This is a genomic window from Microbacterium sp. CJ77 (assembly GCF_002911615.1).
Classification (GTDB): domain Bacteria; phylum Actinomycetota; class Actinomycetes; order Actinomycetales; family Microbacteriaceae; genus Microbacterium.
On record NZ_PQBR01000006.1, the window covers coordinates 856,840 to 869,484 of the forward strand.

Here is a 12,645-nt window from a genome sequence, read left to right on the forward strand (position 1 = left end):
ACAGAGACGCGCGAATCAGCGACCGAGCGCGCTCACGAGATAGCTGCGGCGCGCACTGCGCCCAGATGCCGCTCTCGTTCTGCGCCATCGATGAACGCCGCCTCGAAGGAGTTCTCGATGCATCCGAGCAGGATGTCTCGCGGCGTGCCGATCTCCTCGAGGGCGGCGAAGTTCGCCCCGATCTGGCCTCCGAAGTACGCGGGGTCATCGCTGGAGATCGTCGCGACGACGCCCGTCTCGAGCATCGCAAAAAGCGGGTGCTGCTCCATCCGATCGACGGCGCGCAACGCGACGTTCGACAGCGGGCACACGTTGACGGGAATCCGCTCGGCCGCGATGCGCTTCAGTAGCTCCGGGTCTTCGACCGCGCGCAGGCCGTGGTCGATCCGCTCGACGCGGAGGTCGTCCAGAGCCTGGCGAACGTACTCGGGGTCGCCTTCCTCGCCGGCGTGACACGTGCGGTGCAGGCCATCCGCCGCGGCGCGGGCGAAGACATCGCGAAACAGCACGGGCGGGTAGCCGACCTCGGTCGAATCGAGCCCCACGCCGATGATCATGTCGCGGAACGGGGCGAAGTCGGTCAGCATCTGGTCGGCGGCCTCGGCCCCGAGATCGCGCGTGAAGTCGAGGATCATGTCGCACGAGAGACCCTCGCGACGCGCCTCGGCGAACGCGGCGCCGTAGCCCTCCATAACGGCGGCGAGTGGTACGCCCGCGCCGACGTGCGTCATCGGGTTGAAGAACGACTCGGCACGGGTGACGCCGTTCTCGCGCGCGCGACGTAGGTAAAGTGCCGCGAGGTCGTAGAAGTCCTCGGCCGTTCGCATGACCGCGAGGTTGTCGAAATAGACGTCGAGGAAGTCCTGCAGCTCGCCGAATCGGTAGCGGGCGTCGAGCACGGCGGGATCGTACGTCGGCAGCGCAACGCCGTTCCGGCGCGCGAGCGTCACGAGAAGCTCGGATTCCAGTGCCCCCTCGAGGTGCATGTGCACCTCGGCCTTGGGGATCAGAGGCGAGGAGGCGGGATGCGTCACAGCGCGGCCTCGACGCGCGCCTGCTCGCGCGCGGCCGCGGTGTTCTTGACACCCGCGCGCGACCCGCGCAGCTTCGCCTGCACGTGCTCGGCGACGGTCACGGGTTCATAGATGGGCTCGGAGTGCTCGAGGATCGACGGGAGGGTGCGGATCGTCGCATCCGCGTTCCAGTCATGGAAGAACGCGGCCGAGCGGCGGCGCTTGATCGTGCCGTTCACGATCGGCGGCTTGACGCGGTGCAGCGTCGACATCCATTCGTCGTTCGTGACGCGGGCCGCGATGTCGCCGAGGTTGATCAGCAGGGCGCCCTCGGCGGGCATGACATCGTGCCAGTGCCCGTCGCGTCCCAGCACCTGCAGGCCCTCGACGCGATCCGCCCAGAGCACCGTGACCATGCCGTAGTCCGTGTGCTCGCCCATTCCCGTGAGGTCGGCGCCGAGCTCGATGCTGCCCGGGGGCAGCGCGTAGTTGTTCATGCGCAGGACGTTGATCGGATGATCCGATACGGCGCCGAACACGGACCGGTCGACGCCGAGCGCGTCGGCGAAGGCGTCCTGCAGCGTGTATGCCACACGACGAGCCTCGGCGAAGTAGGTCGTGACGCGCTCTTCGAATCCGGGGGTGTCGGGCCACGTGTTGGCGGCGTAGTCGCCGGTCGTGTCGACGAAGCCCGGAAAGTCGGCCTCGGAGCTGCCGATGTTGAACGCCTCGAAGAAGTCGTTCATGCGCGTGACGGGATCGACGCCCAGGGAGTAGCTGAGCGACTCGCTCTTGGGCGGGCTGTACCCGCGGTTCTCCTTCGCGGGTCGCTTCCACGCCTTCTTGGCCTCGAGCTCCTGGCCGAAGAAGTCGTCCATCGCCTGGGCCAGGCCGTCCGTCACCGCGGTCGGCACGCCGTGCCCCACGATCTGGATGAAGCCGACGGTGCGGCAGGCGTCATCGAGTGCGCGCGCGACGGCGGCCTTGTTCTCGGCGCTGGAATCGGTCACGTAGGCAGAGATGTCGACGGTCGGGACGACGAAGGTTTCGCTCATATGTTTGATTGTACAGAGCAATCAATGATTGCTTGTGTAAATAACTTGTTACGAAGAATCCGGCACCACGCCGGACGGAGCGTCACGCATCGGGGGAGTGGACGAGCAGGATCGTTGCGCTATCCGGTCCGATCACGCGCCACACGTTCCGCAGCTCCCCGGGGTACGTCATGGCGTCGCCCGTGCCGAGCTCCCACTCGCCCTGGCCCTCGATCGTCACGATGATCCGGCCATCCGCGACGTACACGAGCAGCTCGCCATCCGACTGGAACCAATCGCCCATGTCGTCGTCCGCGCCCACGATGTACTCGGTCGCGACGACGCGACGGCCCGAGGCTGTGAGGATGCGTCCGATCCCCGCGGTCGCGGACTCGGTGACCGGCACCCGGCGTGCGTCCTTGCGCCGCTGGACGTGGATCGACGCGGGCCCGACCTCGGCCGGCATGAGTTCGGCCGCAGACAGGCCGAGTGCCCCCGCGAGCCGGTAGAGGGTCAGCATCGAGGGGAGCGTGTGGCCGTTCTCGATCTGACTGAGGAACGGCTGGCTGATCCCGGCCTCGGCGGCGAGCGCACGCATCGACAGCTTCCGATCGGCGCGAGCGGATGCCACGGCCCGGCCGATCGCTGCGGCGATGCTCGTCTCGGCACGATCATCGTCGGTCGCGTCTGGGTCCGCAGCGGGGCGGGGGATGTCTTCGCTCACCGTCTCAGGCTAGGGGCAGGGCGCCGCCGAGGCATCCGGCGCCCCGGGTTCGTCCTACGCCTGTCGTGAGCCGCACACACCAGAACAGGAGGTTCGGTTGCCGCGGCGACCTCGGTCACCATCCGCTCGCGTCCCTCCGCCGTCGTCGAATTGACTTTGACGTCGGCATTGCGGATCTCGACGCCGCTGACGCGATGGGCCGCGCTCGCAGAGCAGCGGGGCGTTCGTCGCGCCGTCACTATGCGGGTGGGCGCCTACGGTGGAGGGATGACGGATGACTCGGCAACCATGGTCGCGGCGGGGCCCCTCCGCCGTCGCCTCATCGCGGTGGGGCTGCTCCTGCTGACGGTCGGCGCCGGTCTGGCGGTGCATCTGCTGGCGGCCGACGGCGCCGCATCCGACATCGCGGGTGACGCGCTCTACGCGGTCGCGGTCTACCTCGCGGTCACGATCCTCCTGCCCCGCGTGCGGGCCGTCGTCGTCGGGCTGATCGCGGCGGCCTGGTGCGTGGCGGTCGAGGTGTTCCAACTGACCGGAGTACCCCTGGACCTCGGGGCGGAGTTCCCGCCCGCGATGCTCGTGCTCGGCACGGTCTTCGACGCGCGCGACCTCGTCGTCTACCTCGTCACGATCGCCGTCGTCGCCGTGGCCGACGGCGTGCTCCGGGGCGGGCGACGCGCTCGCGCCTAGGACTCACCCGAAGATGCGCCGCCACACGTTGGTGTCGGCGAGGTCGAGAAGCTCGTCGCCCCGGCCCGACATGACCGTCCGCAGGGCGTAGAGCGCGAACCCCTTCGCCTGCGCCGCCGTGATCGACGGCGGGATCGAGAGCTCGTCGCGCGCCACCACCACGTCGAGCAGGACGGGGCCGGGATCTGCGAGAGCGCGCGTGAGGGCGTCCTCGAGCTCGGCCGCCTTCTCGACGCGGATCCCCGTGATGCCCATCGACCGCGCGACCTCGGCGAAGTCCGGATTGTGCAGCTCGGTCCCGAATGGAACGATCCCCGCCGCCTTCATCTCGAGCTCGATGAAGCTGAGCGAGGAGTTGTTGAACACGACGATCTTGATCGGCAGGTCGTTCTGGCGGATCGAGAGCAGGTCGCCCATCAGCATCGCCAGGCCCCCGTCACCCGCGAGGGCGATGACCTGGCGATCGGGATCGGTCGCCTGGGCGCCGAGGGCGTGCGGCATGGCGTTCGCCATCGAGCCGTGCGTGAACGATCCGATCAGGCGCCGTTGCTCGGTCATCCGCAGGTAGCGGGCGGCCCAGATGACCGGGGTCCCGACATCCGCCGTGAAGACGGCGTCCTTCGCCGCGAGCTCGTCGATCAGACGTGCCACGTACTGCGGATGGATCGGCTCCTTGCCGTCGTCGTTCGCGAACCCGTCGAGCTCGCGGCGGGTCTTCGCGTAGTGCGCCACGGAGTCCGTGAGGTGCGCGTCGCTGCGTCCGTCGCTCAGCAAGGGCAGGAGGGCCGCCGCCGTCTCGCGCACCCCGCCCACCAGGCCGAGATCGATCGGGGTGCGGCGTCCCAGCTGTTCGCCGCGGATGTCGATCTGGATGATCTTCGCCTTGCTGGGATAGAACTGGCGGTACGGGAAGTCCGTGCCGAGCATGAGCAGCGTGTCGCAGTGCTCCATCGCGCGGTACCCCGAGGCGAAGCCGAGAAGCCCGGTCATCCCCACGTCGTACGGGTTGTCGTACTCGATGTGCTGTTTGCCGCGGAACGCATGCACGATGGGGGCACGCAGCCGGTCGGCCAGCGCCATCACCTCGGCATGGGCGCCCGCGACGCCCGCGCCCGCGAGGATCGTGACCTTGCCGGCTGCGTCGAGCAGGTCGGCGGCGGCCCGCAGCTCGGACTCGGACGGCACGACGCGCGGTTCCGCCGCCCGGATCGGCGCGGACGGGCGACGGTTCGGGGCATCCGCGAAGAACACGTCTGCGGGCACGACGACGACAGCGACACCGCGCTTCTCGATCGCGGTGCGCATGGCGATCTCGAGCACCCAGGGCAGCTGGCTCGGGTCGGCGACCAGCTCGCTGTAGACGCTGCACTCGCGGAACAGCTCCTGCGGGTGCGTCTCCTGGAAGTAGTTGCTGCCGATCTCGGCGGACGGCAGGTGCGACGCGATCGCGAGCACGGGCACGCGGCTGCGCTGGGCATCGAACAGGCCATTGATGAAGTGCAGGTTGCCGGGGCCGCCGCTGCCCGCGACGACCGCGAGCTCGCCGGTCATCTCGGCCTCGGCGGCGGCCGCGAAGGCCGCGGACTCCTCGTGCCGCACGTGCATCCAGCGGATGTCCTTGTCGCGGCGCAGAACGTCGGTGAATCCGTTCAGCGAGTCGCCCGGCAACCCCCAGATCCGCGTGACTCCCGCGCTCTTCAACGTTTCGACGAACAGTTCTGCGACGCTGTGCGACATGCGAGGTCCTTTCCGGGACGATGATCGGCCACGATACGCGTGGCGAGCCTCACGCGAGAGGGGTTGCGCTTGCCGTCCGTGTCATCCCCCGAGAGGGGACGAGGGTGCGTGGATCGCTCGTTCCGTGGCGACGGCGATCGGGATGTGGCCCGCAGCCAGGATCGTCGCCGCGAGCGCGATCCACCACGATCCGAGCCAGCCGGCGGCCGACAGGAACGCCGCGATCGGGAACAGCGCCATCGGCACCGGAACGGGCCCGAGGGGCGCGTAGAGCGATGCGACGTGCCGCCCGGTCGCGAGGTAGCGCACCCGGAGTCCGAGGTACACGGCGATGCAGGCTGCCACCGCGGCGAACCACCACGGATCACCGGGTTCCTGCCCGGTCAGGGCGGGAGTGACGAGGCAGAGGGCCTGGCCGGCCCGCTCCAGCCAGGTGAGCGGGCGCGGAGTGCGGGTCGGCGGCGCGGCATCGACGGGTCGGAAGAAGATCAGAAGCGCATTGGGTGCCAGGACGGCGAGCGACACGGCCAGCCCGGCAAGCGAGAACCCCACGATTCCTCCTCGCGGCCATCGTAGGAGCACCGCGCGACGGGATGTCCGGTCACGGGCCGTGCATATCTGGATCGGTCCAATCCCGACGCTCTGGCCTGTGTCGATCGACCGAGCCCCCGGCAATCCGGGCCTTCACCGGGCCGAATGGCCAGTCCACTTCGATTGGCCTGTTGTCGGCGGGGCGTCACTGCGATCGGATCGAACCATCCACCCGATCCCGGAGGTCCTCATGCTCATCGTCGTCCTGCTCGTGGCGCTCGCCCTGGTCGCTCTCGTCGTCGCGGCGACGATGGCCGTCGTGCTGCGCGACGACCGGGGCGCGATCGCGGACGATTGGGCGTACGACACCCGGCGGCCCCAGCCCTGAGCGTCGCGCTCAGTGAGCGGATCGGATCGCTGCCGCCGCGATCCCGCTCGCCCAGCCCGGTGCGCGTCCGTCGTCCGGTGGACGGAGCGCGGATGCCTCGACCCCGCTCCGGGTGAGCACCCACGACGCGAGCGAGTTCGAGTTCCACATGTCGCCGACCCGCAGGGGATCCCGGCCCCACACGAAGCCGGGCACGGAGGCGACGACGTCGGACATATGGCGGGCGCGTTCGAGACCCACGTCCAGGCGCACGGGCGCACCCACCGCCCAGGCGCGGTCGGGGAGGACCCCGTCGCGCCAGCATCGCACCTCGTAGCGGAAGAATCGCGAGCGTCCGAGCGCGCGCATGCCCACCGGCCCCGTCGCCACGACTCCGCGATCGACCGCGGGTGCGCCCCACGCGGGAGCCATCTCGATGATGTCCCGCCGTCCGTCGACGACGAGTTCGAGCGCGGCGTGGAACAGGGGTCGCGGTCGACGTCGGTGCACGGATGCATCGATCACCTCCCACCAGCGGCTGGTGTGGATCACGACGTGACCGCCCGCGCCCACGGGGAGCCACCACAGCAGCAGGTGCGGGCCGGGATCGCTCGGGGGTCGGGGTGTGTCCGCGTGCGGCGACATGCGGCCTCGCGATCAGGCGTCGACGTGCAGCCGTTCGCCGACGAAGGTCGTGGCTCGCCGCCACGCGTCTGCGGCCGCATCCGGATCGTAGGTGTGGGGGTTCGTCTCGTTGAAGAACGCGTGCCGCGCCCCCGGGTACACGTGGTCGGAGAAGGCGATGTCGTTGGCCCGCATGTCCTTGCGCACCTCGGGAAGCCGATCGACGATGGCCGGATCGAGCTCGCCGTAGAGCGCGAGGACGGGGCACGCGATCCGCGCGATTGCCTCGGGTTCGGGCGCCGTCCCGTAGAAGGGCACGGCGGCGCGGACCCGGTCGTCGTCCGCGGCGAGGGCGAAGCTGTAGGTTCCCCCGAAACAGAACCCCGTCACGGCGATGCGTCCGCCGATCTCGGGCAGGCCGGCGAGGTGGTCGACGACGGCACGCAGGCGCGCCACGGCCTCCGACGCGTACTCGGGGGAGCGGATGGGGGCGAGCGCTTCCCTCAGACGCGGCTGCAGCGACGCGCGCTTCTCTTCGTCGGGGTCCGCGTTGAGGGCCGCGAGCTCCTCGCCGACCTCGGGGGTGACCCCGATGCCGCTCAGCAGATCGGGAGCGAGCGCGAGGTATCCCTCGTCGGCCCAGCGATCGGCGATCCGCGTGATCTGATCCACGAGGCCCCAGATCTCGTGGATCACGATGATCGCCCCGCGCGGCGGTCCCGCCGGCTCGGCTCGGTAGACGTCGACTCCGTTGATCTCGATGCGCTCACCCACGGCGGCAGTCTAGGGGGATCGGACATGTGCGCGAGTGGCCGCACGCGGTCAGCGGAAATCGCGTGAGTTGTGACGCACCCCGACGCGCAGGTCTTCGAAGGCATCGGCCACGAGGTTGGTGACGCCCTCGGGGGATCGCTCCAGCATGCCCCGCGCGATGAGGGCGGGGCTGTCGCGCACGACACGGCGATAGCGGTTCCAGACGCCGACCGTGCAGATCACGTTGACGAGCCCGTGCTCGTCCTCGAGATTGAGGAACGTCACCCCGGATGCCGTCGCCGGGCGCTGCCGGTGCGTCACGAGTCCCGCGACCTCGACGCGCCGGCCCTCCTCGTGCGTGCGCATGGCCTCGGACGACAGCACGCCGCGCTCGTCGAGGGCGGGACGGTAGTGCGCGAGGGGATGGTCTCCCGTCGAGATGCCCGTGGCCCACAGGTCCGCGGCCAGGGTGTCGTAGCCGGTCAGATCGGGGAACAGCGGGGGCTGGACGGCGATCATCGTGCCCGGCAGGAACTCCGAGCGATCCTGCGCGGCCGACCCCGCCAGCCAGATCGCCTCGCGGCGCGTCAGGCCCAGGCATTCGAAGGCACCGGCGGTCGCGAGGGCCTCGAGCTGCGCGGCCGTCGCGTCCGTGCGCCGTACCAGGTCGTGCAGGTCGCGATAGGGACCCCGGGCATCCCGCTCCGTCACGATCTTCTGCGCGGTCGCCTCGCCGATGCCGGTGACACCCTTCAGTCCCAGGCGCACGGCGAAGGCGCCGTCGCGACGATGTGCGGCCGAGACGTCCGGTGCTTTCGCATCGAACAGGCCCGGCGCGGGTTGCTCGGGGGCGAGGCAGGAGTCCAGGCCCGTGGGACGGCGCACTCTTCGGGGCGCGCTCTCGGAACCGCGCGCGGACGACGATGCGCCCGCGTCCGCCCCGGGCGCATCGTCGGTCACGGGCTCGAGCAGCTCGGTCACCCCCGAGCGCTGCAGGTCGGGCCGCAGCACCTCCACCCCGTGGCGCCGGGCGTCGGCGACCAGGGTCGCGGGGGAGTAGAACCCCATCGGCTGCGACCGGAGCAGACCCGCGAGGAACGCCGCCGGGTAGTGCAGCTTGATCCACGAGCTGGCGTATACCAGCAGCCCGAACGACAGGGAGTGCGATTCCGCGAAGCCGAAGTTCGCGAACGCCTGGATCTTGGCGTAGATGTCGTCGGCCACGTCGCCCGTGAGGCCGTTCGAAGCCATCCCCTCGTACAGGCGATCCCGCAGCGAATCGATCTTCTCGAGCCCGCGCTTCGAGCCCATCGCGCGGCGCAGCAGGTCGGCCTCCTCGCCCGTGCATCCGCCGACCGCCATCGCGATCTGCATGAGCTGCTCTTGGAACACCGGTACGCCGAGCGTCCGCTCGAGCACGGGCTCGAGTTTCGGATGCGGGTACGTGATGGGTTCGCGGCCGAGTTTGCGCCGGACGAACGGATGCACCGCACCGCCCTGGATCGGACCCGGACGGATGAGGGCGATCTCGACGACGAGGTCGTAGAAGGCGCGGGGTTGGAGACGCGGGAGCAGGCCCATCTGCGCGCGTGACTCGACCTGGAACACCCCGATCGAGTCGGCGCGGCACAGCATGTCGAAGACGGCCGGCTCCTCCTTCGGCAGCGTCGCGAGCTCCCACCGCTCGCCCGTCGCGTCGCGGATCAGGTCGAAGCAGTGCTGCAGGGCCGCGAGCATGCCGAGGCCCAGCAGGTCGAACTTGACCAGGCCCATCCAGGCCGCGTCGTCCTTGTCCCACTGGATGACGGTGCGGCCGGGCATCCGCGCGTGCTCGATCGGCACGACCTCGCCGACGGGTCGGTCCGTCAGCACCATTCCACCCGAGTGGATGCCGAGGTGCCGCGGCGCCTTGAGCAGCTCGGTCGCGTATTCGATCACCTGATCGGGGATGTCGTGGTCTGACGAGGTCAGCTCGGCGCCCCAACGCTCGACCTGGGCCGACCAGGCATCCTGCTGCCCGGGCGAATGTCCGAGAGCCTTGGCCATGTCGCGCACGGCGTTCTTCGGCCGGTACTGGATGACGTTCGCGACCTGGGCGGCACGCTCGCGGCCGTAGCGGCCGTAGACCCACTGGATGATCTCTTCCCGGCGATCCGAATCGAAGTCGACGTCGATGTCGGGCTCTTCGTCGCGCAGGGACGACAGGAACCGCTCGAACGGCAGGCGGTAGTAGATCGGATCGACCGCCGTGATGTTCAGCAGGAAGCAGACGGCGCTGTTCGCGGCGGACCCGCGCCCCTGGCACAGGATGCCCCGGCGCCGGGCCTCGGCGACGATGTCGTGCACGATCAGGAAGTAGCCGGGGAAGTCCTTGCGCTCGATGACGTCGAGCTCGCCCTCGATCCGTTCCCGCTCGGCCGCGCTCAGGCGCGGATAGGTCCGCGGCACGGCCTGCCAGACGAGGTGGCGCAGCCACGACATCGGCGTGTGGCCCTCGGGCACCTCCTGGCGCGGCAGCGCGGGCTTGGCGCGGCGCAGGGGAAACGCGAGCTCGTCGGCGAGGGGAACGGTGCCGGCCACGGCCCCGGGATATCGGGCGAAGCGGGCGTGCATCTCGGCCCCCGAGCGCAGGTGTGCTGCGTGATGCGCGGGCAGCCATCCGTCCAGCTCGTCCAGGCTGCGGTTCGCCCGCACGGCCGCGACCGCCGCCGCGAGCCGGGCGCGTTCGGGGGCGGCGTAGTGGACGTTGTTCGTGGCGATCATGCTCAGGCGCCGCTCGGCCGCGAGAGCCGCGAGGGTGTCGTTGCGGCGTGAGTCGAGCGGATCGCCGTGGTCGGTCAGTTCGACGTGCACGCTGTCGCGGCCGAACAACGCGACCAGGCGATCGAGTTCGCGTGCGGCACCGTCGATCCCCTCGGCGTCGAGCGCCCGTCGCACGGCACCCTTGCGGCATCCGGTCAGCACGGCCCAGTGGCCGTCCGCGCTGCCACCTCGCCCGGCCCCGCCCGCGCCGGACTGCTCGGCGAGTTCTTCGAGGTCGTAGACGGGTCGGCCCTTCTCGGCGCCTCGCAGCTGTGCGGCCGTGATCGCGCCGGCCAGGCGGTGGTATCCCTCTTCGCCGCGGGCGAGGACGACCAGGTGCGCACCCTCGGGCTCGGGCTCGCCCTTCTGCGGGCGGGTGAGCTCGAGCGAGAGCTCGGCACCGAAAACGGTGCGGAGGGCGAAGGCCTCGGCGGCCTCGGCGAAGCGCACGATGCCGTAGAAACCGTCGTGATCGGTCAGCGCGAGGGCGTGCAGGCCCAGTCGTTCGGCCTCTTCGACGAGGTCCTCGGGTGAGGACGCCCCGTCGAGGAATGAGTACGACGAGTGTGCGTGCAGTTCGGCGTAGGGGACGCTGACGTCGGGGCGCAGCACGGGCGGTTTGACGTAGGCCGAGCGCTTGCGCGACCACGCCGGGCTGTCGCCGCCGTCCGCGTTGGGCGGGGTCGGGTCGGGTCGGCGGCCGCTGAGTATGCGTTCGAGCTCGGACCACGGCACGGGCGGGTTGTCGAAACCCATCAGTCGTACCTGCCCTCGGCCCACCAGCGCTCGCCCTCGTTCACGAGCATCCAGGCCGTCTGATCGGCGTCGACGATCTGCAGCCGGTACGCCGTGCGGCCGCGTTCGGCATCCCAGGTGCGCTCGCGTATGGGCCAGGGGCCCGCCCATTCGGCGACCGGACGTTGCCGGCCCTCGAGCCCCAGGCGCACAGGTGGTGCGCTCAGTCGACCGCGCTCGTCGACGCTCACCGAGCGTCCCTCGTGGTCGGTCACCGCGGCGCCCTGTCCCGCGGGAAAAACGGTCGCGGGCAGGGGAGCCGGTAGGTGGCCCGGCCAGGGCTGTGCGCGGGAGCGGGGGACGGATATCCGGTCACCCCACGGCACGAGCGTCTGCCGCTCGGACAACCATCGGCCTCCGCTCAGCGTCGGGGTCGACACCCCGCGATGTCCGAGCATCGCCTGCACGCGCGACAGCGCATGGTGCACGCGCTCTTCGGCACCCTGTCCGAAAAGTCCCGGCTCGTGGTGGGATGCGGCATCCACCGCTTGCGGAATCAACCGCACCAGCGCGACCCCGCTCTTCAGATCGTTGCCAATCGCGGACTCGAGCTGCCAGCGCACCCGGTCGACGACGTCGGGGGCGTCGAAGCACGTCGGATGCAGCCACACCCGCTCCGAGAACCCGCCGCCCTCGTCGGTCAGCTCGACCCGCAGTTCGGTGCAGACGAGGGATGTTCGCGTCAGGCCGTGGATGAATTCGTCGGCGGTGGTTCGTACCCCGAAGCCGATCTGGTCGACGAGCTCGAGGGGCGGCTCGAACGCGATCTGCCGCTCGAGGTCCGGCGGAGGGATGCGCGCGACCATCGCGCGGGGGTCGCGCCCCCCGGCGAGGGCATGCAGACGGATGCCTCGTTCCCCGAACCTCCCGCGCACCTTCTCGACGTCCAGCGCGGCGAAGTCGCCGAGCGTCCGCACGCCCAGTCGGGCAAGCAGACCGATCAGCTCATCATCCTCGAGCGTGACGACCGATAGGCCGGACAAGAACGCCGCCGCATCGCCCGGCGGGATCACCAGGATGCCGCCCGTGCCCGTGCCCGTGCCCGTGCCCGTGCCCGTGCCCGTGCCCGTGCTCGTGGCCGGTCCCGCGCGCCGAGCTGCCTGCTCGGCGGTGAAGGGACCGTCGGCGACGCCCGCGCGTGTATCGGGGATTCCCAGAACATCGAGTGAATCGCGCAGCACCCGGGCGGCCGCCTCTTCGCCGCCGTAGTAGCGGGCCGGCCCGCGCGCACGCAACGCGCAGAGTCCCGGTCGGATGATCTGGACGCCCGGCGCGCGGGCCTCGATCGCCTCGACGACGGGCAGGAAGGCGCGATGATCGCGTGCGGTGTCGTCGGCGACCACCCGCAGGGCAGGACAGCGCGCCTGGGCGTCGCGTCTGCGCTGCCCCCGCCGCACTCCCTCGGCCCGCGCGGCGGCGGAGCACGCGACCACCCGATTCGCGCGCATGATCGCGACGGGGGGAGGTGGTGCGAGCGCGTCCATGCCCTCGGCGAGTCCACGCGCGAGGTCGCCTGTCTCCCTCGCCAGGGCGACGATCGGCCAATCGGGGATCCACAGCACCAGGCTGCGCACG

At 70.5% G+C, this 12,645-nt stretch carries 11 protein-coding genes; 2 read left to right on the plus strand and 9 right to left on the minus strand.

Annotated elements, in window-relative coordinates:
• Positions 1-32: 32 nt before the first annotated feature.
• The 3 genes from add to C2868_RS04770 form a co-directional block, all read right to left on the minus strand.
• Positions 33-1,034: an adenosine deaminase gene (add, locus tag C2868_RS04760; protein WP_219811456.1), complete on the minus strand. Its 1,002-nt coding sequence runs from the start codon at positions 1,032-1,034 to the stop codon at positions 33-35.
• Positions 1,031-2,068: an isopenicillin N synthase family oxygenase gene (locus C2868_RS04765; protein WP_100811126.1), complete on the minus strand. Its 1,038-nt coding sequence runs from the start codon at positions 2,066-2,068 to the stop codon at positions 1,031-1,033. The genes add and C2868_RS04765 overlap by 4 nt, the downstream gene beginning before the upstream one ends.
• Positions 2,069-2,150: 82 nt before the next feature.
• On the minus strand, positions 2,151-2,771 hold the full coding sequence (locus C2868_RS04770; RefSeq protein ID WP_100811125.1) for a helix-turn-helix domain-containing protein: 621 nt from the start codon (positions 2,769-2,771) through the stop codon (positions 2,151-2,153).
• A gap of 267 nt (positions 2,772-3,038) precedes the next feature.
• Between C2868_RS04770 and C2868_RS04775 the strand changes: the two genes are divergently transcribed.
• On the plus strand, positions 3,039-3,461 hold the full coding sequence (locus C2868_RS04775; protein ID WP_232711204.1) for a DUF2809 domain-containing protein: 423 nt from the start codon (positions 3,039-3,041) through the stop codon (positions 3,459-3,461).
• 3 nt (positions 3,462-3,464) lie between these two features.
• Here the strand turns inward: C2868_RS04775 and poxB are convergent, their stop codons facing one another.
• Positions 3,465-5,198: a ubiquinone-dependent pyruvate dehydrogenase gene (gene poxB, locus C2868_RS04780; RefSeq protein WP_100811124.1), complete on the minus strand. Its 1,734-nt coding sequence runs from the start codon at positions 5,196-5,198 to the stop codon at positions 3,465-3,467.
• An 81-nt stretch (positions 5,199-5,279) separates the two neighbouring features.
• Positions 5,280-5,750, minus strand: a complete 471-nt coding sequence (locus tag C2868_RS04785) for a hypothetical protein (protein WP_100811123.1) — start codon at positions 5,748-5,750, stop codon at positions 5,280-5,282.
• Between the two features lie 229 nt (positions 5,751-5,979).
• Between C2868_RS04785 and C2868_RS17370 the strand changes: the two genes are divergently transcribed.
• Positions 5,980-6,117 (plus strand): hypothetical protein, encoded by a 138-nt coding sequence (locus C2868_RS17370; RefSeq protein ID WP_157813922.1) that lies wholly within the window; start codon positions 5,980-5,982, stop codon positions 6,115-6,117.
• Between the two features lie 9 nt (positions 6,118-6,126).
• Here the strand turns inward: C2868_RS17370 and C2868_RS04795 are convergent, their stop codons facing one another.
• From C2868_RS04795 to C2868_RS04810, 4 genes are read right to left on the minus strand one after another with little or no spacing between them, the layout of a single operon-like run.
• Positions 6,127-6,741, minus strand: a complete 615-nt coding sequence (locus tag C2868_RS04795) for a hypothetical protein (RefSeq protein ID WP_100811121.1) — start codon at positions 6,739-6,741, stop codon at positions 6,127-6,129.
• A gap of 12 nt (positions 6,742-6,753) precedes the next feature.
• Positions 6,754-7,494 (minus strand): dienelactone hydrolase family protein, encoded by a 741-nt coding sequence (locus C2868_RS04800; protein ID WP_100811120.1) that lies wholly within the window; start codon positions 7,492-7,494, stop codon positions 6,754-6,756.
• Between the two features lie 48 nt (positions 7,495-7,542).
• Positions 7,543-11,031, minus strand: a complete 3,489-nt coding sequence (locus tag C2868_RS04805) for an error-prone DNA polymerase (RefSeq protein ID WP_103663024.1) — start codon at positions 11,029-11,031, stop codon at positions 7,543-7,545.
• Positions 11,031-12,644, minus strand: a complete 1,614-nt coding sequence (locus C2868_RS04810; RefSeq protein WP_232711203.1) for a DNA polymerase Y family protein — start codon at positions 12,642-12,644, stop codon at positions 11,031-11,033. The genes C2868_RS04805 and C2868_RS04810 overlap by 1 nt, the downstream gene beginning before the upstream one ends.
• Position 12,645 lies beyond the last annotated feature (1 nt).